Origin of the sequence: Kitasatospora sp. MMS16-BH015, assembly GCF_002943525.1 — a bacterium.
Lineage (GTDB): Bacteria > Actinomycetota > Actinomycetes > Streptomycetales > Streptomycetaceae > Kitasatospora.
In genome coordinates this window covers 4887325-4912712 of record NZ_CP025394.1, presented here as the reverse complement: position 1 = coordinate 4912712, position 25388 = coordinate 4887325, and the positions used below count along the sequence as shown (strand labels likewise).

At 72.8% G+C, this 25388-nt stretch carries 24 protein-coding genes; 4 read left to right on the top strand and 20 right to left on the bottom strand.

The features are described 5' to 3' along the window. The first annotated feature begins 15 nt into the window (after window positions 1-15). From CFP65_RS21295 to CFP65_RS21285, 3 genes are read left to right on the top strand one after another with little or no spacing between them, the layout of a single operon-like run. The gene (locus tag CFP65_RS21295) at window positions 16-504 is read left to right on the top strand and encodes a cobalamin B12-binding domain-containing protein (RefSeq protein WP_104817680.1); all 489 of its coding nucleotides are present in this window, start codon (window positions 16-18) and stop codon (window positions 502-504) included. After that, a complete protein-coding gene (locus CFP65_RS21290; RefSeq protein ID WP_254552497.1) occupies window positions 501-3950 on the top strand; it encodes an FAD/NAD(P)-binding protein in 3450 nt (1149 codons plus the stop codon). The genes CFP65_RS21295 and CFP65_RS21290 overlap by 4 nt, the downstream gene beginning before the upstream one ends. A 41-nt stretch (window positions 3951-3991) precedes the next feature. Beyond that, window positions 3992-5710, top strand: coding sequence for an AMP-binding protein (locus tag CFP65_RS21285; protein WP_104817679.1), 1719 nt, complete (start codon window positions 3992-3994; stop codon window positions 5708-5710). An 89-nt stretch (window positions 5711-5799) separates the two neighbouring features. Here the strand turns inward: CFP65_RS21285 and CFP65_RS21280 are convergent, their stop codons facing one another. Next, complete coding sequence (locus CFP65_RS21280) at window positions 5800-6369, bottom strand: TetR/AcrR family transcriptional regulator (protein WP_104817678.1); 570 nt, start codon at window positions 6367-6369, stop codon at window positions 5800-5802. 149 nt (window positions 6370-6518) lie between these two features. Between CFP65_RS21280 and CFP65_RS21275 the strand changes: the two genes are divergently transcribed. After that, the gene (locus CFP65_RS21275) at window positions 6519-7067 is read left to right on the top strand and encodes a carboxymuconolactone decarboxylase family protein (RefSeq protein WP_104817677.1); all 549 of its coding nucleotides are present in this window, start codon (window positions 6519-6521) and stop codon (window positions 7065-7067) included. Window positions 7068-7224: 157 nt separating this feature from the next. Here CFP65_RS21275 and CFP65_RS21270 read toward each other — a convergent pair whose 3' ends face one another. The 19 genes from CFP65_RS21270 to CFP65_RS21180 form a co-directional block, all read right to left on the bottom strand. Then, a complete protein-coding gene (locus CFP65_RS21270) occupies window positions 7225-7971 on the bottom strand; it encodes a hypothetical protein (RefSeq protein ID WP_104817676.1) in 747 nt (248 codons plus the stop codon). 46 nt (window positions 7972-8017) lie between these two features. Continuing rightward, a complete protein-coding gene (locus tag CFP65_RS21265; protein ID WP_104817675.1) occupies window positions 8018-8524 on the bottom strand; it encodes a SigE family RNA polymerase sigma factor in 507 nt (168 codons plus the stop codon). A 159-nt stretch (window positions 8525-8683) separates the two neighbouring features. Continuing rightward, complete coding sequence (locus CFP65_RS21260) at window positions 8684-9460, bottom strand: thioesterase II family protein (RefSeq protein ID WP_104817674.1); 777 nt, start codon at window positions 9458-9460, stop codon at window positions 8684-8686. A gap of 13 nt (window positions 9461-9473) precedes the next feature. Next, window positions 9474-10640 (bottom strand): XdhC family protein, encoded by a 1167-nt coding sequence (locus tag CFP65_RS21255; RefSeq protein WP_104817673.1) that lies wholly within the window; start codon window positions 10638-10640, stop codon window positions 9474-9476. A gap of 420 nt (window positions 10641-11060) precedes the next feature. Continuing rightward, window positions 11061-11906 carry a 4'-phosphopantetheinyl transferase superfamily protein gene (locus CFP65_RS21250; RefSeq protein ID WP_104817672.1) on the bottom strand — a complete coding sequence of 282 codons (846 nt, stop codon included), beginning with the start codon at window positions 11904-11906 and terminating at the stop codon, window positions 11061-11063. After that, the gene (locus CFP65_RS21245; RefSeq protein WP_104817671.1) at window positions 11903-12262 is read right to left on the bottom strand and encodes an acyl carrier protein; all 360 of its coding nucleotides are present in this window, start codon (window positions 12260-12262) and stop codon (window positions 11903-11905) included. The genes CFP65_RS21250 and CFP65_RS21245 overlap by 4 nt, the downstream gene beginning before the upstream one ends. Window positions 12263-12392: 130 nt before the next feature. After that, window positions 12393-14696 (bottom strand): xanthine dehydrogenase family protein molybdopterin-binding subunit, encoded by a 2304-nt coding sequence (locus CFP65_RS21240; protein ID WP_104817670.1) that lies wholly within the window; start codon window positions 14694-14696, stop codon window positions 12393-12395. Further along, entirely contained in the window at window positions 14693-15190 is a 498-nt protein-coding gene (locus CFP65_RS21235; RefSeq protein ID WP_104817669.1) for a (2Fe-2S)-binding protein, read from the bottom strand. The genes CFP65_RS21240 and CFP65_RS21235 overlap by 4 nt, the downstream gene beginning before the upstream one ends. Beyond that, complete coding sequence (locus tag CFP65_RS21230) at window positions 15187-16182, bottom strand: xanthine dehydrogenase family protein subunit M (protein WP_104817668.1); 996 nt, start codon at window positions 16180-16182, stop codon at window positions 15187-15189. Before CFP65_RS21230 ends, CFP65_RS21235 begins: the two co-directional genes overlap by 4 nt. Before the next feature lie 140 nt (window positions 16183-16322). Beyond that, on the bottom strand, window positions 16323-16775 hold the full coding sequence (locus tag CFP65_RS21225; RefSeq protein ID WP_104817667.1) for an ester cyclase: 453 nt from the start codon (window positions 16773-16775) through the stop codon (window positions 16323-16325). A gap of 73 nt (window positions 16776-16848) precedes the next feature. Then, entirely contained in the window at window positions 16849-18327 is a 1479-nt protein-coding gene (locus CFP65_RS21220) for an MFS transporter (RefSeq protein ID WP_254552496.1), read from the bottom strand. 121 nt (window positions 18328-18448) lie between these two features. Beyond that, window positions 18449-19174, bottom strand: coding sequence for an AAA family ATPase (locus CFP65_RS21215; RefSeq protein WP_104817666.1), 726 nt, complete (start codon window positions 19172-19174; stop codon window positions 18449-18451). Between the two features lie 37 nt (window positions 19175-19211). Continuing rightward, entirely contained in the window at window positions 19212-20246 is a 1035-nt protein-coding gene (locus CFP65_RS21210) for an AvrD family protein (RefSeq protein ID WP_104817665.1), read from the bottom strand. A gap of 2 nt (window positions 20247-20248) precedes the next feature. After that, the gene (locus CFP65_RS21205) at window positions 20249-20521 is read right to left on the bottom strand and encodes an acyl carrier protein (protein ID WP_104817664.1); all 273 of its coding nucleotides are present in this window, start codon (window positions 20519-20521) and stop codon (window positions 20249-20251) included. Next, complete coding sequence (locus CFP65_RS21200) at window positions 20515-21315, bottom strand: SDR family NAD(P)-dependent oxidoreductase (protein ID WP_104817663.1); 801 nt, start codon at window positions 21313-21315, stop codon at window positions 20515-20517. The genes CFP65_RS21205 and CFP65_RS21200 overlap by 7 nt, the downstream gene beginning before the upstream one ends. Further along, complete coding sequence (locus CFP65_RS21195; RefSeq protein ID WP_104817662.1) at window positions 21312-22652, bottom strand: class I adenylate-forming enzyme family protein; 1341 nt, start codon at window positions 22650-22652, stop codon at window positions 21312-21314. Before CFP65_RS21195 ends, CFP65_RS21200 begins: the two co-directional genes overlap by 4 nt. A 182-nt stretch (window positions 22653-22834) precedes the next feature. After that, complete coding sequence (locus CFP65_RS21190) at window positions 22835-23287, bottom strand: MerR family transcriptional regulator (protein WP_254552495.1); 453 nt, start codon at window positions 23285-23287, stop codon at window positions 22835-22837. Beyond that, window positions 23284-23490 (bottom strand): acyl-CoA carboxylase epsilon subunit, encoded by a 207-nt coding sequence (locus tag CFP65_RS21185; RefSeq protein WP_104817661.1) that lies wholly within the window; start codon window positions 23488-23490, stop codon window positions 23284-23286. Before CFP65_RS21185 ends, CFP65_RS21190 begins: the two co-directional genes overlap by 4 nt. Beyond that, a complete protein-coding gene (locus CFP65_RS21180) occupies window positions 23490-25052 on the bottom strand; it encodes an acyl-CoA carboxylase subunit beta (protein ID WP_254552494.1) in 1563 nt (520 codons plus the stop codon). The genes CFP65_RS21185 and CFP65_RS21180 overlap by 1 nt, the downstream gene beginning before the upstream one ends. Between the last annotated feature and the right edge of the window lie 336 nt (window positions 25053-25388).

The window sequence follows — 25388 nt, the reverse complement described above, 5'->3', positions numbered from 1 at the left end:
TTTCGAGGAGTAGTCATGTCCCAGTCCTCCACTCCCCAACTGCTGCGTCCCGCCCAGCAGGGGCCCTCGGCTACCGGCCGTCGGGTGCTGCTGACCACCGGGTCCTCCGATGCGCACACCTGGAACCTGGTCCACCTGCAGCTCTTCCTGGAGGAGCACGGCCACTCGGTGCTCAACCTCGGTCCGTGCGTGCCCGAGAAGCTGCTGGTCGACACCGCGCAGCTGACCATGCCCGACCTGGTGGTCTTCAGCTCGGTCAACGGCCACGGGCACCTGGACGGCATGCGTGCCGCCGAGGCGATGCGCGCCGACTCCGCCACCCGGGACATCCCGATGGTCATCGGCGGCCTGCTCGGCATCTCCCCGGAGGGCGCGGAGCAGCGCACCGCCGACCTGCTGGCGGCCGGCTTCGACGAGGTGCACACCGACGGCACCGGCCCCGAGGCCCTGCTCGGCAAGCTCGCCGCGCTCGACACCGCGTGTACCGCGCGGGTCGCGGCGTGACCCGCAGCAACTCCGTGCACGACAGCGCCCAGGTCGCCGACCTGGGCGCGTACGTGCGAGCCGCCGCGGCGGCCGGAGAACTCGTCGTCCAGCCCCGGATGGGGATGGCCAAGCCCGAAGTGATGGCCGCCGGCGTCGCCGCCGTGGCGGGCCTGCCCGAGCGGACCGTCGCCACCATCACCCTGGACAGCTACACCCGGGTCGGCAACCACGCGGCGGCCACCGCCGCCGTCCGGGCCGGCCAGCCGCTGAACGGCTTCCCGATCGTCAGCCACGGCCCGAAGATCGCCGCCGAGGTCGCCTCCCACGCCGGGGGCGAGGTGCCGGTGCAGGTGCGGCACGGCTCGGCCGACCCGATGGCCATCTTCCGCACCATGGCCGCCGCCGGCCTCGGCGCCAGCGAGGGCGGCCCGGTCTCGTACTGCCTGCCTTACGGCCGCACCCCGCTGGCCGAGTCCATCGCCGCCTGGCGCGACTCGGTGCGGCTGCTGGCCGAGGAGAGCCGGGGCAACGGCGTCCGGGCGCACCTGGAGACCTTCGGCGGCTGCATGCTCGGGCAGCTCTGCCCGCCCTCGCTCCTGATCGCGATCTCCGCCCTGGAGGCGCTGTTCTTCGCCCAGCACGGGATCACCAGCGTCTCGCTCAGCTACGCCCAGCAGACCCACCACGAGCAGGACGCCGAGGCGCTCACCGCGCTGCGGCTGCTCGCCGACGAGCTGCTGCCCAAGGATGTGGACCGGCACCTGGTGCTCTACACGTACATGGGCGTCTTCCCCAAGACCATCCCCGGCGCCCGGCTGCTGCTCACCCGCAGCGCCGAACTCGCCGTCCGGGGCGGGGCGGAGCGACTGATCGTCAAGACCGAGCAGGAGGCGCACCGCATCCCCACGGTCGAGGAGAACCTCATCGCGCTGCGCGGCGCCGCCGCGCAGGCCCGCCGCACCCGGGCCGAGCTGGCCGAGGCGGCGGACCGCCCGGTGCGCGCGCTGCGGGCCGTGCGGCCGGACGCGGAGGAGGTGCTGATGGAGGCCCGGGCCCTGGTCACCGCCGTGCTCTCGCTCTCCGACAACGTCGGCACCGCCCTCCAGCGCGCCTTCCACCGGGGCATCCTGGACGTGCCGTACTGCCTGCACCCGGACAACCGGGGCGCCACCCGCGGGGTCATCACCTCCGACGGCCGGCTGCGCTGGGCCGAGGTCGGCGCCATGCCGATCTCCAACACCAGCCGCACCGCCCCGCTGACCTCCGGCCGGCTTGCCATGATGCTGCGCCGGGTGGCCGAGGAGCACGACCACGACGCCGAGCTCGCGGCGGCCGCCGCGGCCGAGGCGCCCGCCGCAGAGCCGCAGGCGGCCGTGGTGCCGCTGGCCCGGCCCGCCGAGGCCGAGGTGCAGCGCCCGCTGCGGATCGCCGTGGTCGGGATGGGCCCGCGCGGCCTCTCCGTCCTGGAACGGCTGGTCGCGCGCGCCGCCGCCGAGCCGCTGCGGCGGCCGGTCTCGGTGCACGTGATCGACCCGCACGACGCGGGCGCCGGCCGGATCTGGCGGCAGGAGCAGTCGCCGTACTTCCTGATGAACACGGCGGCCAAGGAGGTCACCATGTTCTCCGGCGGCACCGACGAGGGCCCCGCCCGCCCGGGCGCCGGCCCCTCGCTGGCCGAGTGGTGGGCCCAGGCGGAGCCGGAGTCGGCGGACCCGGACGGCTTCGCCCCCCGGGTGGTCTACGGGCGGTACCTGTCCTACGTGTTCGAGCGGATCATGATGTCGCTGCCGGCCGGCCTGACCGTGCACCGGGTGCGCGGCCAGGTGATCACCGCGGACCGGATCGCCGACCTAGGCGCCGACCGCACCATCGGCTGGGGCGTCGGCGGCAGCCGGGCCGGCCGGGCCGAGGACCCCGCGGCCGGCGTCTACCGGCTGCGGATGAGCCGCGGCGACGTGCTCACCGTGGACCGTCTGGTGCTGGCCACCGGCCACCCCACCAACGACCTGGACTGCGAGCAGAAGAGCCGGGCCGCGTTCGCCGCCGCCCACCCGCCGCAGCAGTACATCGTCGGCGACTCGGCCAACGACATGCCGCTCTCGCACATCCCGCCCGGCGCGGCGGTGGGCGTGGTCGGCATGGGCCTGACCTTCTACGACCTGATGGCGGAGCTCACCGAGGGCCGGGGCGGGCGGTACGTGCCCTCCGACGACGGCCTGCGGTACATCCCCAGCGGCCGCGAGCCCAAGATCTACCCGGCCTCGCGCGGCGGCATCCCGCTGCTCACCCGCGGCGCCAACCAGAAGGGCCCGCTGCACCGGTACACCGCCCGGCTGTTCACCGCCGCCCGGATGGCGGCCGTCCGCGAGAGCGGCCCGGTCGACTTCTACGAGCAGGTGCTGCCCTGGCTGATGGCCGAGGTCAACCTCGTCCTGCTGGAGACCCGGATCAAGAACGCCGCCGGGCCGGAGCAGGCCGCCGAGTTCGCCGAGCGCGTGGTGGAGCAGCTGGGCTGCGCCGAACTGCCCTGCCTGGACACGCTCTCCGAGCTGGCCTCCCGGTACTGCGTGGACACCGCCCTGCTCAAGGACCTGAACCGGCTGGCCCGCCCGTTCAGCGGGATGCGCTTCGGCTCGCCCGAGGAGTTCCGCAAGACGCTGGCCGAGTGGCTGCGCGCCGACCTGGCCGAGGCCCGCCTCGGCAACGCCGAGGGGCCGCTCAAGGCCGCCTTCGACGTGCTGCGCGACGTCCGCCAGACGATCCGCTCGGTGGTCGACTTCGGCGGGCTCTGCCCGGAGTCGCACCGGCGCTTCCTGGCCGAGTTCAACCCGGTCGCGGCGCTGGTCTCCACCGGCCCGCCGCCGCTGCGCTCGGAGCAGTTCCTCGCCCTGCTGAACGCCGGGATCCTCGACCCCGTCGGCCCGCAGGCCCGGTTCCGCACCGACGAGCAGCACGGCTGCTTCACCATCTGCTCCCCGCAGGTGGACAACTCCCGCACCCGACTGGACGTGCTGGTGGACGCCCGCATCCCCAGCACCGACCTGCGGGTGGGCCAGGACCCGCTGATGAAGGGCCTCCTCGCCGACGGCATCATCCGCACCTTCGTCAACACCTGGGCCGACCACGCCTTCAACACCGGCGGCCTGGCCTCCACCGACGCGCCGTTCCACCCGATCCGGGCGGATGATCGCGTGGAGCGCACCATGCACGTGATCGGCATCCCGAGCGAGCACACCCGCTGGTTCACCCAGGTCGGCAGCGGCCGCCCGGGCCCGTGGGGCTCCTTCACCAAGGACGCCGACGCGATCGCCGAATCCCTGCTGGGCCAGGCGAAGCCGGCCACGCCCGCCTCCGCCACGCCCGCTTCCTCCACTGCCACTTCCGCCACGGCCGCCGGCCCCACGGCCGCCGGCCCCGGGGTCGGCGGTCCCGGGGTCGGCGCCGGCATCGGGAGCACCAGGTGAGCCAGGCTGACCGACACCTTGGGCCGGGCCCCGCTTCGGCGATGGCCCGGCCCGCCGGGCGTCCACTGCCCGAGGGCCACGGGGACCGTCTCCCCGAGGGCTACTGGGACCGCCGGCGCACCGCCGCCCACACCGAGTACCGGGCCGCCCGCGACCTGCTGCTGCGGCTGCGCGGCGACCAGGCCGCCGCCCACGCCGAGTTCCGCTGGCCGCGCGCCGAGCGGTTCAACTGGGCGCTGGAGTGGTTCGACGTGATCGCCGAGGGCAACCACGCCTCGGCCCTCGAGGTGCTCGGCGCCCCGGCCGCGGACGGCTCGGTGCCCGTGGCCGAGCAGGTCAGCTTCGCCGAACTCTCCGCCCGCTCCGACGCGTTGGCCGTCTCGCTGGCCGAGCTCGGAGTGGCCAGGGGCGAGCGCGTCCTGCTCCTGCTCGGCACCCGCGTCGCGCTCTGGGAGAGCCTGCTCGGCTGCCTCAAGCTCGGCGCGGTGGTGGTGCCCACCTACCAGGACGTCACCCGCGAGGAGGCCCTGGACCGGATCACCCGCGGCCGGATCCGGCACGTCCTGTGCACCGGCGAACTCGCCGCGCTCCTCGATGAGTTGCCGATCCCCGGGGTACGGATCAGCACCGGCCCGGCCCGCCCCGACTGGCACCCCTACCCGGACACCACCGCCCACTGCCCGTACCTGCCCGAGCAGGACACGCCCTCGGCCGACCCGGCCTTCTGCTACTTCACCTCGGGCACCACCTCCCTGCCCAAGCTGGTCGAACACACCCACGCCAGCTACCCCGTCGGCCACCTCTCCAGCCTCTACTGGAACGGCCTGCGCCCCGGCGACCGGCACCTCAACCTCTCCGCCCCCGGCTGGGCCAAGCACTCCTGGAGCAGCTTCTTCGTGCCCTGGGCCGCCGAGGCCACCGTGCTCGCCCCGCCGGACTCCGGCCTGCCCGCCGAGCACCTGCCCGGCGTGCTCGCCGACCACGCGGTGGCCAGCTTCTGCGCCCCGCCCAGCGCCTGGCGCTCGCTGCTCCCGCACCTGCCCGGCGCGGGAGTCCGGCTGCGCGAGGCCACCGCCGCCGGCGAACCGCTGACCGGCGAGGTCAACGAGCGGATCGCCGCCGCCTGGGGCGTCCGGGTCCGGGACGGCTACGGCCAGACCGAGGCCACCGCCCTGATCGGCCGCTCCCCCGACGGCCCCGAGCCGATCTCCCCGCTCGGCCACCCGCTGCCCGGCTACCGGATCGTCCTGCGCGACCCGGCCACCGGCGAGCTCGGCGACACCGGCGAGGTCTGCCTCGACCTCACCGACCGCCCGGCCGGCCTGATGGCCGGCTACGCGGAGGACCCGGTCAAGACCGCCGCCGCCTTCGCCGACGGCCTCTACCGCACCGGCGACAGCGGCGAACGCTGCGCGGACGGCTCGATCCGCCTGCTCGGCCGCACCGACGACGTCTTCAAGTCCTTCGGCCACCGGGTCTCCCCGGTGGAGATCGAGGCCGTCCTGCGCGGCCACCCCGAGGTCGCCGACGCCGTCGTCCTCCCCCGCCCCGACCCCCTCGGCGGCCTCGTCCCCCACGCGGTCGTCGTCCCCCGCCCGGGCGCCGAGCCCGACCACCTACGGGAGGCCCTGCTCACCCGCGCGGCAGACCGGCTGGCGCCGATCTTCGTCCCCCGCTCGGTCGAATTCACCACCGAACTCCCCCGCACCCGCTCCGGCAAGGTCCGCCGCAGCGAACTAGTTGCGCTACTCGGACTGTGAGGGCACCCCAGGGGCGCGGGGAACTGCGCGGCCAACCACCTTCTGAGCCGCACCCGCCGCCCCTGGAAGCCTCCCACCCCCCTGCCGCGCTACGCCACCTTCACCGCACCGCCGAGCAGAGCCTCAGCCACCCCCCGAGCCCGGGAGGCCGCCGCAACAGTCCCCTCCCGCAGCGCGGTCACGATCGCCCCGTCCCCCAGCAGCGCCAACTGCCTCGCGAGCGCCTCGTGTTCTGCGTAGCCGGCCCGCGCCAGCAGCCCGTCCAGGTACGCGATCACCTGCTCCTTGTGCTCGTGCGCGACCAGGTGCGCCGCGCTCTCCGGCGCGGCCTCCTCCACCATGGTGTTGATGAACGCGCAGCCCCGGAAGTCCTCCGCGGCGAACCGCTCCGCGAGGCCGTCGAACAGCGCCAGCGCCTGCTGCTCCGCCGCGAGCCCGCTCCGCTCCACGCGATCCGCCAGCCAGGCCCGCCAGTTGACGTCACGCCGGCGCAGCACCTCGACCACGAGGTCCTCCTTGCCGGGGAAGTGCCGGTAGAACGAGGCCCGGCCCACGCCGGATTCGGAGAGGATCCGCTCGACCCCGACCGCACGGATGCCCTCCTCGTAGAACAGCCGCTCGGCGGCGACGAGGAGTCGTTCTCTGGCATGGCTCGGCATGCCCGAACGGTACCACTCGGTTCCTCCTTACTGAACAGTCCCGGAACCTGACGAAGTACCAAGGACCGCTTGCACTCGGACGGCACCGATCGGTACCGTTTTTTCGGTACCGATCAGTTCCGTCTCAGGACGATCCCAAGGAGATTCCGATGCCCCGTCTGCCCCAGCTGACCGTCGAGACCGCCAACGACGAGCAGCGCGAGCTGCTCGAGGGCACCCTGAAGCAGCTCGGCAAGCTCCCGAACCTGTACGCCTCGATGGCCAACGGCCCGGCCGCCCTCCGCGGCTACCTGGCCATGCGCGACGCCCTGGTCGGCGGCAGCTTCGGCGACCGTCAGCGCGAGCAGCTCGCCCTCTTCATCGCCCAGAAGAACGGCTGCACCTACTGCGTCTCCGCCCACTCGATGCGCGGCGCCCGGCTCGCCAAGATGACCGAGGAGGAGCTGCTCGCCACCCGCAAGGGCACCGACGCCGACCCGCACATGCACGCGGTGCTGCACCTGACCAGCGAGATCATGAACGACGGCGGCGACATCGACGACGAGACCCTCGCCGCCGCCCGCGCGGCCGGTGTGACCGACGCCGAGATCGCCGAGATCGTCGCCCACATCGCGCTCAACGTGCTCTCCAACTACTTCAACCACGTCGCCCAGCCCGACCTGGACTTCCCCCTGGTCGACGCCAACGACCTGGCCTGACCCACCCGCCGACCCCACCCGGGCCGGCCCCCGAACCAGGACGCCCGACCCATCCCCTGGGGTCGGGCGTCCTGACCATTGCGCCGGTCGCTGCGCTGCTTCGGCCTCCGAGAGCTCCCCGTTCCCGGAGGCCGACTGCTTCTCCGTTGCGACCTGTTCAGCCGAGGTAGGCCAGGACCGGGGCCCAGGCCGGGCCGGTGAGGGCGGCGACCACCTGCTGATCGCTGAGCCGCGGGGTGGCGCCGGTCGGGGCCGGGCCGCCGCCGAGCGGGAGGTTCGACTGGGTGAACCTGAGCTGGGCGCCGGTCGCCTTCATGGTCACCGTGACCGTCCAGCGCAGGGCGGCCTGGCCGTTGAACAGTTGCCCGACCGTGCTCTGCTCCGCCAGCACCGAGGCGTCGCCCCTCGGCGACTCGGCAAGCGTGCAGGTGTCGCCGGCGGGAGTCCCGAGGCAGGTCGGCCCGGCGCCCGAGACCTTGGTGGCGGAGACCTCGGCCATCAAACCGCCTCGGCCGTCGTCGACGATCACGCTCGCGTGGGCGACCTCGGGTTCGTTCCTGGGGTCGGTGTCCTGGCCGGCCCTGCGGTTGAAGGCCACCGAGGGGTACATGTCCTCGATCAGCCCGATCAGATGGGAGCCGGCGAGCACGGACCGGCTCGGCGTCGCGGCGGGGGCGGCCGCCACCCCGGCCGGGTGCACCCCGAGCAGCGGGCCGGGCAGCAGGCCGGTCGCCAGGGCCAGCGAGCCGACGGCCACCCCGACCCCGGCGGCCATCGCAGCGTTGCGACGGCGCTTGCGGCGGCGCCCGCGCTGGACGGCGCCGGTCAGGAAGAGGCCGAGGTCGGGATCGAGGGCGTCGGTCGTGTGGTCCAGGGCACGGGAGAAGTCGTTCTCGAAGGGCATGCCGAAGGCACCTTTCGGTCGTGGTCGAAGGAGGTGGCGGACTCGCTCAGTGCGGCACGAGGTCGGCAAGGCTGTCGCCGAGCAGCGCGCGGACCCGTGTGAGGGCGCGGGTGCCCTGGGAGCGGACGGCACTGCTGCTCAGCCGGAGCATCTCGGCCGTCTCCTCGATGCTGCGGTCCTCCCAGTACCGCAGCAGCAGCACCGCCCGGTCCTTGGGCGGCAGCTGGGCCAGGGCGTCGAGCAGGGTGACCCGCAGCGCGCTGTCCGGGCCGACAGCCTCACCGTCCGGCAGGTAGCCGGTGGGGCGTTCGGTGGTGCTGCGCCGGCGGCGCAGGCTCACGAAGGTGCGGAACAGCACCGTCTGCGCGTAGGCCGCCGGGCTGTCGGCCGCGCCCACCCGGTGCCAGTGCACGTACACCCGGCTGAGCGTCTCCTGCACCAAGTCCTCGGCCAGGTGCGCGTCCCCCGCCGCCAGCGCGTACGCCGAGCGGTACAGCGCCTTCGCCCGTGCGGCCACGAATTCCAGGTACTCGTCCTCGCGTGCTGCCTTCACTCGGCTCCCGCCCCGTCCGCTCGCGCCGTGATCCCCCGTCCACTCCTCATGACGACGCGGGAGCCCCGGAATGTCGTGCGGACCGGAGAACTTTCTCACCACGCGGCCGGCCCCCGGGAGCAGCACTCCCGGGGGCCGGTGTGATCCGCAAGAGCGGCCCTATGCGGCCTGCGGGGTGCGGGCGCGGGTCAGGTCGAGGGTGATCTGGTCGCAGATCTCGGCGATCCGGTCGAACAGGTAGAAGTGGCGGCCCGGGTAGGTGTGGAAGGTGGTGGGGGCCGAGGTGTGGCTGGACCAGGGCAGGGTGAGCGAAGGCCCGGCCAGGTCGTCCTCCGCGCCGGAGAAGACCGAGATCGGGGTGCGCAGCGGGAGGCAGTCGCTGTACTGGTAGCTGTCCACGATCGCCAGGTCGCGGCGCAGGGTGCGGACCATCCGGCTGACCAGGGCCGGCGAGCGGAAGGCGCTCTCCGGGATGCCGCCCAAGTCCCGCATGAAGTCGACCAGTTGGTCCTGGCTCCAGTAGTCGCGCCGCTCGCCGCCGCCCAGCAGCCGGGGCGCGGCCAGCCCGGAGACGCCGAGCCAGCAGGGGCCGTTGCCCTGCCACTCCAGGGCCCGGGCCAGCTCGTACGCCACCAGGGCGCCCATGCTGTGCCCGAAGATCGCGTACGGGCCGGTCAGTTCGCCACCGAGAGCCGCCTTCAGCCAGTGCACCGCCTCCATGGTCGAGCGGCACCCCGGCTCGGCCGGAGAGGTCACCCGAGCGGGCAGCTCCAGGGCCACCACCCGCCAATCGGCCGGGAGTTGGGACTCAAAGGGCACCCAGGAGACGGCTGATCCACCGGCATGGTGCATCAGCAGCAGGGTCAGCTCGGGTGCCTCCGGGTTTGTGGCCTCGCGGAGTACGCGCAGGCCACGGCTCGCGGACGACTGGCTCATGGTGTTGGGCTCCTCAAGCCGCTCTGGCGGCGTTGACAGTGGGGAGGGTTTCAGCGGCTCGCAACAGGTCGTGGTGGATCGGGCCGGCGTGGGCGGCCAGGGGAAGGCAACCGCCGCCGCGCCGCAGCGCGACGATCTCGGCGGCGATGGAGACGGCCGTCTCCTCGGGCGTCCGGGCACCGAGGTCGAGGCCGATGGGTGAGCGCAACCGGCCGATCTCGGCCTCGGTGAGGCCGACTTCGCACAGTCGACGGTTGCGGTCCTGGTGCGTGCGCCGGGATCCCATGGCGCCGACGTAGCCGACGGGCAGGCGCAGCGCCCGCTCCAGCAGCGGGATGTCGAACTTGGCGTCATGAGTGAGCACGCACAGCACGGTACGGCCGTCGATCCGGTCGAGTTGGGTGTCGAGGTACCGATGCGGCCAGTCGACCACGACTGTGTCGGCTTCGGGGAAGCGCCGGGCCGTGGCGAAGACCGGACGGGCGTCGCAGACCGTCACGTGGTACCCGAGGAACTTGCCCATCCGGACCACGGCGGCGGCGAAGTCGATCGCGCCGAAGACCAGCATCCGGGGCGGCGGCACGTGCGACTCGACGAAGAAGGTGACGGTGCCCAGGCCGCGGTCGTCGCAGGGGCGGCCGTCCGGGCCGAGGACCAGCCTGCCGGTGCGGCCGGCGTCGAGCATGGCCCGGGCCTCGGCCACGGCGGCGCGCTCCAGCGCACCGGTGAGCGAGCCGTGGTGGCCCTCGGCGGTGACGGCCAGGCCCACCCCGAGCAGGGCGGCCGGGCCCTCGACCACCCGGGCGAGTGCGACCGGCGTACCGGCGGCGAGGTGGGCGACCGCGGCGTCCAGGCCGGGATCGGCCCCGGGGGTGACCGGCTGGACGAACACGTCGAGCAGCCCGCCGCAGGTCAGGCCGACGGCGAAGGCGTCCGCGTCGCTGTAGCCGAAGTGTTCGAGCACGGGCCGGCCGCTGGCGATGGCCTCCTCGCAGAGGGCGTACACCGCCCCCTCGACGCAGCCGCCGGAGACCGAGCCGATCGCCTCCCCGGCCGCGTCCACGGCCAGCGCGGCGCCCGGGTCACGCGGGGCGCTGCCGGAGACCCCGACGACGGTGGCCACCGCGTAGGTGCGCCCGGAGGAGTGCCAGGCGAGCAACTGCTCGGCGATGTCCTGCATGGCGCGGGGTCTCCTCACGGGGTCGGCGGAAGGGCGGGGCGGAGCAGCGGTGCCCCGAGGGGCTGTCCGGCCGATCACGTCGGATCAGCGGGCGTCGTTGGAGGGCCCCTCCTGCCCGTTGGCGGGCAAGGAGGGCGCGTGCATCGGCGGCGCCGACGCGGGGGTACCTCCCGGCCGAAGGCTGGGGGCGAGTCCATGCGGAGCATCGGCGACTGAGGAGAAGTCGTCGAAGGGCCCCTCCTGCCCGATGCCGGGCAAGGAGGGCGCGTGCCCCGGCGGCGACCGCCCGGCGTGATCGGCCGGACAGCCCCTAGCGGGCGGCGCGGCGGACCGCCGGGAGGCAGCTGCTCCCGGCGGTCTTCGACGGTCCTGGGGGCGAGGGCGGTCCGGCCGCCCGTGATCGGCCCGGCCCGGGCGGGCTCAGCCCGGGACCGGTACCGGCTCCGGGGTGGCGCCGACGGTGGCCGCGGGGGCGTCGAGGTCGATGGTGCCGCCCGGGTAGAGCGACTCCATCTCCAGCCAGCGGAGGGTGGCGACCACCGGGGTGGCGCTGCGGACCGCGGCGGCCGCGCTGTGGGCCGGGCCGCAGGGGAGGTCGAGCAGCGACCAGCCGGCCGGGCGGCGGGTGAGGTCGCGGCCGAGGTAGTCGAGGTCGAGGGGGCGGCTCAGGCCGGTGCCCAGGGCCTTGAGGTACGCCTCCTTGCGCGTCCACAACTGGCCGAAGACCAGGCGCCGTTCGGCCTCGGCGACGGTGGAGAGCTCGACCTGCTCGGCCGGGTGGAAGGCCGGCGCACAGGTGGTGATGGTCTCGGGGTTGGGCAGCTTCTCCACGTCCACCCCGATCGGGGCCAGGGCCACGCCGACCAGCACCATGCCGGTGCTGTGCGAGAGCGAGAAGTGCAGCGGCGGCTCGGCGGCGGCCGGCCGGTGCGGCCGGCCCGCGAGGTCGGTGACGGTGAGGTCGGGGACGAAGGACGGCGCGGTGGCCAGGGCCGGGCGGCCGTGCGGCTCGCCGCAGCCGGGGCAGGGCTCACGGGTGAAGGTGAGCTCGCCGGGCGGGGTGCCGAGGTAGCCGCCGAGCAGCCGGCGGAGCGCGATGTGCGCCGAGGTGTAGAGGAAGCCGTTCGGCTTGGTGCGGCAGACGCTGGTGCGGCCGAGCTCCGCCGCGTCGAGTTCGGAGAGGTCCAGGCTGCCGCCGAGCGCGGTGCCCCGCTCCGGCTGCCGCAGTAACCAGAGGTCGACCTGGCCGTCCCGGAGCGCCTTCATCGACCCGCCGCCGACCCGACCGGCTCGGCCGACTCGGCCCGGCGGGCGGCGAGCTGCGCCACCAGGTCGTCGATCAGCACCGTGGCGCTCTGCGCACCGAGCAGCCGGGGCAGGTTGATCCGTACCGGCAGCGCGGCCTCCAGCCGGCGCTGGAGCTCCAGGCCGGCCACCGAGCCCACGCCCAGGCTGGTCATCGGCTCGCCGATCAGGTCGACCAACTCCGGTGCGAGGTCGAGGAGTCGGCCCAGCTCCCAGCGGACGAAGTCGGTCACGGCGGCCGGCAGATCGGCGGCGGCGAGGTCGAGGGGTATCAGCGGCAGCCGGGTGGCCGGCTCCGTGCTCACCTGCGTGGTCATGGAGTTCTCCCCGTGAAAGGACGGCATGAGCGGACGGAAGCGGTACGGCGTCACAACAGCGGTACGGACAGGCCGGCGGGTGGCGCGGCCGGGCCCGGTGGCCGGGGGCGGCACCGGGCCCGGCGGGGGTTCAGCCCCGGGGGCGGCGCAGCAGTGCCTTGACCCGCTCCGGGTGGAGCGGCAGGGCGCCCACGTCGCCGTGGAGTTGGAGGGCGTCGCGGACGGCGTTGGCGATCGCCGCGCCGGCCCCCGCGGTGCCGCCCTCGCCCGCGCCGCGGACGCCGAGCGGGTTGCCGGGGGCGGGCGAGTCCTCGTACACCTCGATCCGGATGTCCGGCAGGTCGGTCAGCCGGGGCCAGCGGTACTCGTCGAGGGTGACGGAGAGCGGCAGGCCGCGCTCGTCGTAGTGGAACTCCTCGAGCAGGGCGCCGCCGATGCCCTGCACCGTGCCGCCGAGCAACTGCCCGTGCACGGAGGCCGGGTGGACGGCGCGGCCGATCTCGTAGCTGACCCCGTAGCGCAGCAGGGTGACCCCGCCGGTGCCCGGGTCGACCTCGGCCTGCACGTAGTGGGCGCCGTAGGGGTAGGTCATCCCGTCGGCCACGTAGGTGCCGCGGCCGATCAGGCCGGGCTCCTCGCCGGTGCGCAGGAACTGCGGGGTGAAGCAGGCGCCGGTGATCTGGCCGAGCGTCAGCTGCCGCTCCGGCTCCGCCGCGACGACCAACGCACCGGCGCGGAAGACCAGTTCGGCCTCCTCCACCGAGAGCAGGGTAGCGGCCACCCGGCGGGCCTTGCGGGCCACCGCCTCGGCGGCGAGCTTGACGGCGCTGCCGCCGACCACGGTGGAGCGGCTGGCGAAGGTGCCGGCGCCGTCGGGCAGGATGTCGGTGTCGGAGAGCACCACCTTGACGGCCGAGGCCGGGAGGTCGAACTCCTCGGCCACGATGGCCGCCATCGCGGTCTCGATGCCCTGGCCGACGGTGACCCCGCCCATGGCGACCCGCACGGCGCCGGTGACGCCCACGTCCACCACGGCACTGTCGTGGCCGAGCCCGGCTTTCTCCAGCATCACCGCGCAGCCGGTGCCGACCAGCCGGCCCTCGGCCCGGGCGGCGGCGGCCTCGGCGCGCCACTCCTGGTAGCCGAACGCGGCCAGGCCCTTGTCGAAGTGGCCCAGGTGGTCGCCGCCGTCGAGCAGCATCGGGGCGCCGAAGATGCCCATCGGGCGGCGGTGCGGCAGCTCGGTGGCGTCCAGCAGGTTCATCCGGCGCAACTCCACCGGGTCGACGCCCAGCTGGGTCGCCGCCAGGTCGAAGGCGTGCTCCCGGACGAAGTTGTTCTGGAACCGGCCGGGGGCCCGGAAGGTGCCGACCGGGGTCTTGTTGGTGGTGACGATGTGCACCCGGGAGCGGCAGGCGGGCAGCCGGTACGGGCCGCAGATCATCGCGGCGGTGAGCGCGGCCACCACGGCGCCGTGGGTGCGGATGTAGCCGCCGGTGTCCTGCCAGGCCTCGTCGCGCAGGCCGAGCAGCCGGTGCTCGGCGTCGAAGGCGAGCTCGATCCGGTGCTCCTGCTCGCGGGCGTGGTTGGCCGCTGTCATGTGCTCGATCCGGTCCTCGGACCACTTCACCGGGCGGCCGGTGCGCAGGCAGAGCAGCGGCACCAGCACGTCCTCGGGGTAGAGCTCGCCCCGGATGCCGAAGCTGCCGCCGGAGTCGGCCTCCTTCATGTGCATCTGGTGCTCGGCGATGCCGAGCATCCCGGCCAGGATGCGCCGGTTGAAGTACGGCACCTTGGAGGCGCCCCAGACGGTCATCCGCTGCTCGCGCTCGTCCCACTCGGCGACCAGGCCGCGCCCCTCCAGCGGGGTGCCGCTGTGCCGGCCGATCTTCAGGTCCACCGAGACCACGTGCGGGGCGGTGGCGAAGACCTCGTCCACCTCGCCGTAGCCGAACTCGACCACGCCGACCTCGGCGCGCTGCCCGCCCCAGCAGTCGGGGCGCAGCTCGGTGCCGGAGCGGGCGTCCATCGAGATGGGCAGCTCCTCGGCCTCCAGGCGCACCAACTCGGCGGCGTCCTCGGCGAGATAGGGGTCGTCGGCCAGGACGGCGGCGATCGGCTCGCCCGCGTAGCGGACCCACTCGGTGGCCAGCACCGGCTGGAGGTAGGGGGCGAAGTCGATGCCGGGGTGCGGCTGGCGGACCGGGATCCGGGGCAGCCCGGCCAGGTCGGCGGCGGTCAGCACGGCGACCACGCCGGGGGCCGCGGCGGCCTCCTCGGTGTGCACGGCGAGGATCCGGGCGTGCGCGAGCGGGGAGCGCACGATCCGCAGCCAGAGCTGGCCGGGGCGGATCACGTCGTCGTGGAACCGGCCCCAGCCGCGCAGCAGCCGGTCGTCCTCCAGGCGCGTCACGTCGGCTCCGATGGCGCTCAACTCTGCTCCTCGGTAGAGAGGTTGACCGATTCGACGGCCGCGACGATGGGCGCGTAGCCGGTGCAGCGGCAGAGGTTGGCCGACAGGCACTCGCGCACCCGGGGGCCGCTCGGCGCTGGCTCCTCGCGCAGCAGCGCGGTGCAGAGCATCAGGAAGCCGGGGGTGCAGAAGCCGCACTGCAGCGCGGACTGCTCGCTGAACGCCTGCTGCAGCGGGCTCAACTTGCCGTCCACGGTGAGGGATTCGACCGTCTCCACGGCGCAGCCGTCGGCCTGCACGGCGAGCAGCAGGCAGGAGCGGACGGGCTCGCCGTCCACCAGCACGGTGCAGGAGCCGCAGGCGCCGGTCTCGCAGCCGACCTGGGTGCCGGTCAGCCGCAGGTCGCGGCGGAGCACGTCGGCCAGGCTACGGCGGGGTTCGAGGTGGAGCGCGTGCGGCTCGCCGTTGACGGTCAACTCGGTTGCCACCGCAGGGATCTCGGGCGTGGTGGTCATGCGACGCCCACCTCCGTTCTCAGTGTGGCGGTGGCCTCGGCCAACACCTGGGCCTCCCGGGCGGCCTCCCGGGCGGCCTCCTTGGCGATCTCCGCCTCCTGCAGGGCCTGCGCCTCCCGGGCTGCCTCCGCGCAGCGGGCCAGCGAGACCCGGACGGCCCGGGCCAGCAGCACGGCGGCCAGTTCGCGGCGGTAGCCGCCGCTGGCGCGGGCGTCGTCGGCCGGCTCGAGGTCACGGGTGGCGAGCAGCCCGGCGTGCTCCAGCAGGCGGTCCTCGGGGATGCCGCCGATCAGGGCCTGCTCGGCGGCCCTGGCCCGCACCGGGCGGTCGGCCACGCCGGCCAGCGCGATCTGCGCGGTGGCGATCCGGCCGCAGCCGGTCAGCGTCACGGCGGCGGCCGCGGCGACCAGCGGGAGTTGGTGGCGCTGGGGGGCGTACTCGACCAGTGCGGCGGTCGGCGCCGCGTACGGGAGGTGGGCCTCGACCAGCAGTTCGTCCGGGCGCAGCGCGGTGCGGAAGGCGCCGGTGAAGAAGGACTCGGCGGCGATGGTGCGGGAGCCGGCCGGGCCGAGGGCGGTGAGTTCGGCGTCCAGCAGGACGGCGAGCAGGCACCACTCGGCGCTCGGGTCGCCGTGGGCCAGGGTGCCGCCGAAGGTGCCGCGGGTGCGGACCGGCTGGTGGCCGATCAGCCGGGCGGTCTCGGGGAGGGTGCGGAAGCCCGCGCGCAGCGCCGGGTCGGTGCCGCGCTCGATCTCGGCGTGCCGGGTGAGCGCGCCGATCCGCAGGCCGCCGTCGGTCGGGGTCAGGTGGCGCAGGCCGTCGAGGCGGGCCAGGTCGACCACCGCGGTGGGGCGCACCAGCCGGCGGTGCAGCAGCGGGATCAGGCTCTGGCCACCGGCCAGGGCCCGGGCCTCGCCCTGGTGCTCGGCCAGGAAGGCCACCGCCTCCTCGACGGTGTCGGGGCGGACGTAGACGAACGGTGCCGGTTTCATTGCCCTCTCCTATAAGGCAGCATTGCCCTCTCCTCAGGCGGGTTGCCCTCTTTCCGTACCGACTGGTGGTGCGAGCCGGTGTCGTACCGGCCCGGCCGGGTGACCGGCGGGCCCGGCGCGGTGGCCGGGCCCGGCCGGGGTCACGGGTTGTTGACCGGCGGGACCTCGAGCGTGGTGTGGCCGAGCTGGCGCATCAGGTCGACGATGTCGAAGTGCGCGGAGCGCTCGATGACCTTCTCGCCCTCGAAGCGGTCGATGCCGATGGCGGTGAAGACCGCCCGCTTGCCGGTCGGCGGCAGGCCGCGGAACGGGCCGGTCTGGGTGCCCTCGCACTTGACCCGGGTGACCACCATGTCGCCCTCGGCGACCTGCTCCTGGACCAGGTCGACCATGTCCGGGAAGGCGGTCAGGAAGGCCCGGACCCAGGTCCGGACGCCCTCGGGGCCGCGCAGGTCGAACTGCGGCCAGTAGAAGTCCTCGTGGAAGATCTCGTCGGCCAGCTCCAGCTCACCCTTGGTGATGATGCTCTCGAAGAGCAGGGTGATCTTGGCCTTGCGGGCCTCGGTGGAGGTGCCGGACGGGACGGTCGTCATGGGGTGCCTCTCAGGGGCTGCTGCGGGCTGGGGGTGGGGCCCGGCCGGGGGTCGGCCGGCCGGGCGGCCGGGCTTACTTGCGGGCCGGGCGGGGCAGCTTGATGCTGACCCCGATGGCGATCAGGACCAGGACCAGGCCGATCGCGGCCACCCACTCCAGGGCGGAGGCGTAGGCGGCGGGGCCGTGCTTGCTGCCGACGGCGGCGAAGAAGACGGAGCCGAGGGCGGCCACGCCCACCGCGCTGGCGAACTGCTGGGCGGTGGTGAGCACACCGGCCGCGGCACCGGCCTGCTGCGGCTTGATGCCGGCCAGCACCGCGCCGATCAGGGCCGGCACGGCCAGGCCGTTGCCGAAGCCGATCAGCACCATCGGGCCGATCAGGCGCGGGGCGGTGGTCGCGGCACCCGACACCTTGAGGTCGATCAGGATGGCGATCATGCCGATCACGGCGATGGTCGCACCGGTGGTGATGATCCGGCCGCCGTGGCGGGCCACGATCCGCTGGGAGGTGATCGAGGCGACCGAGAAGGCCACGCCCAGCGGGGTGAAGGTCAGGCCGGACTGGAGCGGGGTCAGGCCGAGGCCGGACTGCAGCACCAGGGTCAGCGCGAACATGAAGCTGAAGAAGCCGGTGAAGATCGCGATGGAGACGATCAGACCGCGGGTGAAGGCCCGGTCGCTGAAGAGCGAGAGGTTGAGCAGCGGCTGGCCGCCCTTGGCGGTGAGCTTCTTCTCGTAGGCCAGGGTGACGGCCATGACCGGGGCGGAGAGGATCAGCATGATCCAGGTCCAGACCGGCCAGTGCTCGGTGCGGCCCAGCACCAGCGGGATGAGCGCCAGCGCGAGGCTGCCGGAGATGCCGACGGCACCGACCGGGTCGAGCTTCTGGGTGCCGGCCGCGCGCTTGCGGGGCAGCAGGCTCTGGGCGAAGCCCAGGCTGATCAGGCCGATCGGGATGTTGATCAGGAAGATCACCCGCCAGCCGAGGCCGAACACGTCGGCCTGGAGCAGCGCGCCGCCCAGCACCTGACCGGCCACCGCGCCGACGCCGACCGTGACGCCGAACCAGGAGAGCGCCTTGGCCCGCTCGGTCGGCGGGAAGGTGGCGGTGATCAGCGCGAGCACCTGCGGCACCATCGCGGCACCGGTCAGGCCCTGGATCAGCCGGAAGGCGACCAGCTCGCCCGGGTTCTGGGCGATGCCGCAGAGCAGCGAGGCGGCGGTGAAGGCCGCCGTGCCCCAGAGGAAGAGTCGGCGCGAGCCGAACAGGTCGCCCAGGCGTCCGCCGGTGACCAGACCGCTCGCGTAGGTGAAGGCGTAGCCGGCCACGATGAGTTCGAGGGCGGCCTGCCCGGCGTGCAGGTCGTGCTCCAGCGAGGGGGCGGCGACGTTGACGACGTAGAGGTCGAACTGGGCCATGAACATGGCCAGCAGAAGCACCGGCAGCATCAGCCACCGACGGGCGTACGGCTCCTCGGCCGCGGGCGCGGAGGCCGCCGGCTGCGGCCCGGTGGCCCGCGTCACCGGGGCCTCGTCTCGGGTGAGCGACATGGCTCGGATCCCTTCTTGTGGTTGGGCTCTGGATCGAGGCCGGTCCTCTGTCGGGCCGCGCCCGTTCCTTCGGCTGTTCAGGGCCGGGTCACCGGGCGGGTGACCCGGCCCTGAGTGGCACTCAGGCGGCGGCGGAAGCCGCGGCCGCTGCCACGCTCTGGGTGCGCTCCTTCTCGAGGCGCCAGTCGATCTTCGAGTAGTCCTCGGCGGCCAGCGCGATGGCCTCGTCGATGGTGCGGATGGTGGGGAGGTCGAAGACGGCCACGATCTTCTCCAGGCGCTCGGCCGTGGTGCCCTCGATCACGTGGTACGGGATCTCCAGCTCGTCCAGCGCCTCGAGCAGCATGTCGTCGCAGGCGGTGCGGAACTGCTCGTTCATCGGCCGGTGGCCGTCGGCGGAGAGCTTGAACTCGTTGCGCAGGTGGACGAAGCCGTCAAAGGACTCCTTCACGTGCTGCTTGAAGGCGTGCCCCAACTGGGCGGTGACGTCCTCGAAGAAGGCCATCTCGGCGGTCTTGGCCGGCGGCGGGCCGTCCACGAAGGCCCCCGGGTCCATCCCGTACTGGACGCGGGCGGCGGCGTAGGTCCACTCCTGGAGCGAGGAGCCGTCGGCGATGAAACTGTCGCCCAGCAGCGCCTCGTTGACCGCGCGACCGACGTGGCGGCGGACCGCCAGCTGTATGTACTCGGCGGGCGTCACCTCGGTGAGCGCCTTGCCGGGCACGGCGTCGGGCATGATCTCGCGGATGGTCTTGGCGGGCGAGCGGGGGATGCCGGTCAGGTACGACAGCGCGATCGCCGTCGAGGTCTTGCCGGCCGAGTAGGTGCCGGAAATCGAGATGCGCATGGTGGTCTCCTAGGTCGCGGGGGGAGGGCGGGGCCGGTCAGGTCGCGGTGGCGGCGACCCGTTCCGGCAGCTCGTGCGCGAAGGTGCAGCGCATCTCGACACCGGCCAGGCGGCCCTGGATGCCGACGCTGCGCCAGCGTCCGCCGCGCAGCGGCAGCAGCCGCTTGTCGGTGATCGCGGCGGTCGCGGCCAGCGGCTCCTCGGCGGCGGGCAGCGGCTCCCGCAGCTCGGGCGCGGTCAGCACGGTCTGCATCATCCAGAGCGTGTTGCTCTCCGCCCGGGTGATCGAGTCCAGTTCGTACATCAGCACCTGGGCCAGCTGGAGGTTGACCACGAAGCAGTCCACCAGCGAGACCGACGGCTGCCCGTCGCCCTCGATGCCCTCGACGGGCGCGGGGCTGCCCTCGACCGGGGTGAACCGGACGGCGGCCGCGGCGCTGAGCTCCTCGGTGTCCACCCGGACGTCCTCGATGGTGTGCCGGCGGAGCTTGAACCCCTCGCCGTAGAACCGGGGTTCACCCGGGCCAAGGGCGTCGGTGAGCGAATCCCAGCGGGCCTCGGCGGTGGCCTCGGCCGTGACCGGGTGCTCGATGGTGCAGCGCACCACCAGCTTGCCGACGGTGCACTCGTAGCTGGAGCGGTGGCCGCCGGCCGCCTCCTGGTCGGCCTCCGTACCGACCAGGCGACCGGTCAGCGGCACCCCGGTCAGGTCCTCCTGCGGCGTGGTGCCCGCCCGCATCGAGACCTTGCGCAGCCGCACCGACCGGCGCTCGACCGGGCCGAGCCCGTAGGCGTGGGCCAGGTGGAGCTCGGCCAGCTGCACGCCGAGCACCAGCGCGTCGACGGTGCTCAGGTGCGGCCGGAGGTCGCCGTCCTTCTTCTTGGACCAGTCGGCCGGGTAGTCGAGGTCCAGGGTGCCGCGCACCCCGGGCTCCTCGGCCCCGGCCGGGGTGGCCACGAGCGCGTGCACGTCGTACCCGGCCCGCTGGTACCCGCGGGAGAAGAACCGCGTCTCCCCCGGCCCCAGGTAGTCGTCGATGGAGTGCAGCAGCAGCTGCTCCTTGGCGGGCACGGTCAGACCCCGGCCGTGGTCCGCAGGGCCTGCTCGTACGCGTCCACGAGGTCTCTGATCGACCGCACGTCGGTGATCGAGACCTGCTCGGCGAACGGGTCCACGCCCAGCTCCGCCTCCAGCTGGATGAGCAGCTGGGCGAGCATCAGCGAGTTGAGGCCGAACTTGAACAGCTCGTCGTCGATGGTGAGCTGCTCCGCGCCGGTGTCGGCGTCCAGCAGCAGCGCCCGGATCTCCTGCTCGATCAGGGCCTGGATCTGCTCGGTGGTCAGCATGTGATGCCTCCGTCGATGACCAGGGACTGTCCGGTGACGAACTGAGCCCTGGGAGAAGTGAGGAAGAGGACTGCGTCGGCGATCTCGTCGACCGTCCCCAGCCGGCCCAGCGGGGTGCGGTGCTGGATCCGGTCACGGTTGCGCTCGGTGACCTCGGCGGTCATGTCGCTGTCGAAGAAGCCGGGCACGAGCGAGTTCACCCGGATGTTGAAGGCGCCGAGCTCGCGGGCCAGGCTGCGGCTGAAGCCGTCCAGGCCGGCCTTGGCGGCGGCGTAGACCGCCACTCCCCGGTAGCCGCGGATCGCGTTGATCGAGGAGATGTTGACGACGTTGCCGCCGCCGCTGCGCACCATCAGCCGGGCGCAGGCCTGGGTGAGGGTGATCGGCGCGATCAGGTTGTTGGTGACCAGGGACTCGATGTTCCTGGGGGTGGTGGTGAGGAAGAGCTCCTGGTGCAGCACCCCGGCGTTGTTGACCAGCAGGTCGATCCGGCCGAAGCGCTTGGAGACCTGCCGCACGAACGCCCGCATGCTCTGCGGGTCGCTCAGGTCGGCGGCCTCCCAGAAGAAGGACTCGGGGTCGTAGTCGGCGGTCTTGGCGGTGAACTCGTTGGCGCTGCGGCTGAAGGTCGCCACCCGCCAGTCGTCCGCCAGCAGCTTCTCGGCCAGCACGCGGCCCAGCCCGCGGCTGCCGCCGCTGATCACGGCGACCCGGCGGTCGTCCCGGACGGGCGCGGCCTCCTGCGGCTCCGCGAGCGGGGCCTCGGTCGGGTGCTCCAGCTGGGCGGTGCTCATGCCGCGCTCCGGATCTTCTTGAACCGGTCGTTGTGCTGCGCGGCCTCGGCGATCTCGACCACCACCGGCACCTTGAAGGCCTCCAGGCGGCGGCCGCAGTGCTCGCGGACCAGGCGGGTGAGCTCGCGCCGGTCGATCTCCTCGGAGACCGTGACGGTGGCCTTGACCACCATGCCGGTGACCGGGCTCGGCCGGCCGGAGACGGTGGCCTCGGCGATCACCGGGATCTCCAGGAGCACGTTCTCCACCTCGCTGGGGTAGACCTTCTCCCCGGCGACGTTGATGATCTCCGACTTCCGCCCGAGGATCCGGACGTACTCGCCGTCCACCTCGACCGCGTCCTGGGTGTTGAAGAACCCCTCCTCGTCGAAGGGCGCCGGCGCGTTGAGGTAGCCGAGCATCGCCATGTCCGAGCGGATCCAGAGCACCCCGTCGGTGATCCGGTACTCGAAGCCCTCGCCGCCGAGCTTCACCCAGAGGGTGTCGTCGCTCTTCGACTTGGTCGGCATGATGCCGAGCTCGGAGAGCCCGTAGGTCTGCTTGAACCGCACGTCCGGCATCGCCTTCTTGAGGCTCTGCAGGGTGCCGAGCGGCATCGGCTCGGTGCCGTAGGTGATCAGACCGAGCGAGGTGAGGTCGTAGCGCTGGTAGGCGCCCGAGATCAGCAGCATGTTGAGGAAGGTCGGGGTGGTGGGCAGCACCTCGACCCGGTGCTCCTGGATCGCCGCGCAGACCGTCTCGGGGGTGCGCTCGGGGATGGTGATGAGCGCGCCGCCCTGGCTGAGCGTGTGCAGCAGGGTGTTGATCCCGCCGATGTGGTCCAGGTTGAGGAAGGCCAGCGTGCGCTTGGGCCGGGTCGGCGCGCCGTACTTGGCCAGCACCTTGGAGAAGTCGAGCACGGTGGCCTTGCTGCGCCCCGTGGTGCCGGAGCTGAACAGCACCAGACCGGGCACCTCGGCGGTGCGCAGCTGCTGGTAGAGCTCGCGCTCGGAGGAGCGGCCGGTGTGCTCGCAGGCACGCTCCTCGCCCTCGATCGCGATCACCACCTCGACCTCGGCGACCTCGTGGAACTCGGCGCGCTTGGCGGCCGGCAGCGGGGTCAGCGGCACCACGATGGCCCCGCGCTCGATCAGCGCGAGCAGACCGGCGCAGGCCTCGACGCTGCTGACGCTCTCCAGCACCACGACGTGGCCGGCGCGCACCCCGTGCGCGTCCAGGTACTCGCGCCAGTCGGCGGTGCGGCGGACCAGGTACGCGTAGCTGTACCGCGTGTTGTCGAACACAATCGCCTCGGCATCGCCGAAGCCGGTCATCCGGTCGAGGAACGAGCTGGTCATTTGCCCTCCAATCGATTGTCGTCCCATGCGGTCGAGTCATGCCGAACGTCGTTCGTCGACTGCAGGATTGACGGCAAGGAAGATGACTGTCCGTCAGATCTGTTTCACATGACATCCGTCGGCTGGATCGAAGCTAGTTGGTTCAAGTGCACCTGAAGCGAGCGCCGATTCTGTGGCCCACCTCACACCGCCTCGACTGCGGCGGCCTCCTCGAACTGCCGGTAGGTGTCGATCTTCTGGTCCAGCTGGCGGAGGATGCAGGCCAGCTCGTCGGAGCGCCGGCGGATGAGCGCACGGTGCTCCTCGACCATTTGACGCCGGAGGGGAATCGTCCGGTCACCCTCCCGAGCCAGCGCCACATACCTCGTCATGTCGGCCACGCTCATGCCGGTTTCCCGAACGCCGGAGAGGAACTCCAGCCAGTTCAGGTGACGTGCGGTGTACACCCGCTTGCCGCCCGGGCCGCGCTGGACGCCGTCGATCAGCCCGAGCTGCTCGTACCAGCGCAGGGTGTGCGCCGCCAGGCCGCTGATCCGCTCCACTTCGGTGATCGAGTAGGTCCTCTCCCGAGGAGAGAAGCTGGTGAGGGCCATGGTGACACTCCCTTCGTCGGCCATCTCGACGGCCGTGCTCATGGCCCGCTCCGCCAGGACGGACGGCCCTTCTCCCGCAGCTCCCAACCGGGCCGCGCGCGACCGGTCGAGCCATCGGCGCCGGCCCGCTCCGCGTCGCGGACGGCCGCCGCCAGCACCGCCGTCACCACGGCGATCTCCAGCTCGTCCGGGTTGCCCCGCAGGATGCGGACGGTGACATCCGCCGGGGTCTGCTCCTCGCCCATCAGACCGGCGGGTTGCCGTGCTTGCGGGACGGCAGCTCGACGTGCTTGAGCCGGAGCATGGCGAGCGAGCGGATCAGCACCGCGCGGGTCTCGACCGGGTCGATCACGTCGTCGACCAGGCCGCGCTCGGCCGCGTAGTACGGGTGCATCAGCTCGCTCTTGTACTCCTTGATCTTCTGCGCCCGCGTCGCGTCCGGATCCTGTGAACCCGCTATGTCACGGCGGAAGATGACGTTCGCCGCGCCCTCCGCGCCCATCACCGCGATCTCGTTGGTGGGCCAGGCGAAGGAGAGGTCGGTGCCGATCGAGCGGGAGTCCATCACGATGTACGCCCCGCCGTACGCCTTGCGCAGGATCACCTGGATCCGCGGCACGGTGGCGTTGCAGTAGGCGTACAGCAGCTTGGCGCCGTGCCGGATGATGCCCTCGTGCTCCTGGTCCACCCCGGGCAGGAAGCCCGGCACGTCCACCAGGCTCACCAGCGGGATGTTGAAGGCGTCGCACATCTGCACGAAGCGGGCCGCCTTCTCCGAGGCGTGGATGTCCAACACCCCGGCCAGCGACTGCGGTTGGTTGGCCACAATGCCGGTGACGTGGCCGTCGAGCCGGGCCAACACGCAGAGGATGTTGCCCGCCCAGCCCGGCTGGATCTCGAAGTACTCGCCGTCGTCGACCAGTTCCTCGACCACCGAGCGCATGTCGTACGCCCGGTTGGCGTCGGCCGGCACCAGGTCGAGCAGCTTCTCGCAGCGGCGGTCCGGCGGGTCGCAGCTCTTCTCCACCGGCGACATCTCGCGGTTGTTCTGCGGCAGCAGCGAGAGCAGGTAGCGCACGTCGGCCAGGCAGCTCTGCTCGTCGTCGTAGGCGAAGTGCGAGACGCCGGAGATCTCCGAGTGCACGTCGGCGCCGCCCAGGCCGTTCTGCGAGATCTTCTCGCCGGTCACGGCCTGCACCACGTCCGGGCCGGTGATGAACATCTGCGCGATGTCCCGCACCATGAAGACGAAGTCGGTCAGCGCCGGCGAGTAGGCCGCGCCGCCCGCGCACGGGCCGAGCATCACCGAGATCTGCGGGATCACCCCGGAGGAGCGGGTGTTGCGCTGGAAGATCCCGCCGTACCCGGCCAGCGCCGAGACGCCCTCCTGGATCCGGGCACCCGCACCGTCGTTGAGCGAGACCAGCGGCGCCCCGGCGGCCTCGGCCAGGTCCATCAGCTTGTGGATCTTCTGGGCGTGCGCCTCACCGAGGGCACCGCCGAAGATCCGGAAGTCGTGCGCGTAGACGAAGACGGTACGGCCGTGTACTGTGCCCCAGCCGGTCACCACCCCGTCGGTGTGCGGCTTCTTGGCCTCCAGGCCGAAGCCGACCGCCCGGTGCCGGCGCAGCTGCTCCACCTCGGTGAACGACCCTTCGTCCAAGAGCAGTTCGATCCGCTCACGGGCCGTCAGCTTGCCCCTGTTGTGCTGCGCCTCGGTGGCGGCGGCACTGGGCCCCTCCTGTACGCTCCGGCGAATCTCCCCGAGCTCGGCCACCCTCGCCCGAGCCCCCCCCAGTGACGCCATGGGGACGGGCGCTTGATTCGCCGATCTTTCCTCCACCACTGTCATGCCGGGTCCTCCCGTTGGCAGGCAGCTACTGGCTGTCAGTGCCCCTGCCCACAACGATACCGCCCGGTTGGTTTCTTGTCGTCCGAGCAAACGCCCATTCACGCCCTCCGGAGGGGTGGAATCACCACTTCCACCTCCGTTTCACGGACTCCGTATGCGCCCCATTCACACGAAAGCCACCGTCCCGTGTCTGCGTCAACTCGCAAAACTGCAGGTCAGCGAGGTGGGTTTGATGAGAGCGTGCGGCCCGTCGGCCACGGAGGGGCCAAAAGGTAAAAGGTTCGCATGAAG

Excerpts from the sequence above, each read along its gene's own strand:
- CFP65_RS21295 (WP_104817680.1), top strand. The coding sequence starts at position 16 with ATGTCCCAGTCCTCCACTCCCCAACTGCTGCGTCCCGCCCAGCAGGGG.
- CFP65_RS21285 (WP_104817679.1), top strand. The coding sequence starts at position 3,992 with ATGGCCCGGCCCGCCGGGCGTCCACTGCCCGAGGGCCACGGGGACCGT.
- CFP65_RS21280 (WP_104817678.1), bottom strand. The coding sequence starts at position 6,369 with ATGCCGAGCCATGCCAGAGAACGACTCCTCGTCGCCGCCGAGCGGCTG.
- CFP65_RS21275 (WP_104817677.1), top strand. The coding sequence starts at position 6,519 with ATGCCCCGTCTGCCCCAGCTGACCGTCGAGACCGCCAACGACGAGCAG.
- CFP65_RS21270 (WP_104817676.1), bottom strand. The coding sequence starts at position 7,971 with ATGCCCTTCGAGAACGACTTCTCCCGTGCCCTGGACCACACGACCGAC.
- CFP65_RS21260 (WP_104817674.1), bottom strand. The coding sequence starts at position 9,460 with ATGAGCCAGTCGTCCGCGAGCCGTGGCCTGCGCGTACTCCGCGAGGCC.
- CFP65_RS21255 (WP_104817673.1), bottom strand. The coding sequence starts at position 10,640 with ATGCAGGACATCGCCGAGCAGTTGCTCGCCTGGCACTCCTCCGGGCGC.
- CFP65_RS21250 (WP_104817672.1), bottom strand. The coding sequence starts at position 11,906 with ATGAAGGCGCTCCGGGACGGCCAGGTCGACCTCTGGTTACTGCGGCAG.
- CFP65_RS21245 (WP_104817671.1), bottom strand. The coding sequence starts at position 12,262 with ATGACCACGCAGGTGAGCACGGAGCCGGCCACCCGGCTGCCGCTGATA.
- CFP65_RS21235 (WP_104817669.1), bottom strand. The coding sequence starts at position 15,190 with ATGACCACCACGCCCGAGATCCCTGCGGTGGCAACCGAGTTGACCGTC.
- CFP65_RS21230 (WP_104817668.1), bottom strand. The coding sequence starts at position 16,182 with ATGAAACCGGCACCGTTCGTCTACGTCCGCCCCGACACCGTCGAGGAG.
- CFP65_RS21225 (WP_104817667.1), bottom strand. The coding sequence starts at position 16,775 with ATGACGACCGTCCCGTCCGGCACCTCCACCGAGGCCCGCAAGGCCAAG.
- CFP65_RS21220 (WP_254552496.1), bottom strand. The coding sequence starts at position 18,327 with ATGTCGCTCACCCGAGACGAGGCCCCGGTGACGCGGGCCACCGGGCCG.
- CFP65_RS21215 (WP_104817666.1), bottom strand. The coding sequence starts at position 19,174 with ATGCGCATCTCGATTTCCGGCACCTACTCGGCCGGCAAGACCTCGACG.
- CFP65_RS21205 (WP_104817664.1), bottom strand. The coding sequence starts at position 20,521 with ATGCTGACCACCGAGCAGATCCAGGCCCTGATCGAGCAGGAGATCCGG.
- CFP65_RS21200 (WP_104817663.1), bottom strand. The coding sequence starts at position 21,315 with ATGAGCACCGCCCAGCTGGAGCACCCGACCGAGGCCCCGCTCGCGGAG.
- CFP65_RS21195 (WP_104817662.1), bottom strand. The coding sequence starts at position 22,652 with ATGACCAGCTCGTTCCTCGACCGGATGACCGGCTTCGGCGATGCCGAG.
- CFP65_RS21190 (WP_254552495.1), bottom strand. The coding sequence starts at position 23,287 with ATGAGCACGGCCGTCGAGATGGCCGACGAAGGGAGTGTCACCATGGCC.
- CFP65_RS21185 (WP_104817661.1), bottom strand. The coding sequence starts at position 23,490 with ATGGGCGAGGAGCAGACCCCGGCGGATGTCACCGTCCGCATCCTGCGG.
- CFP65_RS21180 (WP_254552494.1), bottom strand. The coding sequence starts at position 25,052 with ATGGCGTCACTGGGGGGGGCTCGGGCGAGGGTGGCCGAGCTCGGGGAG.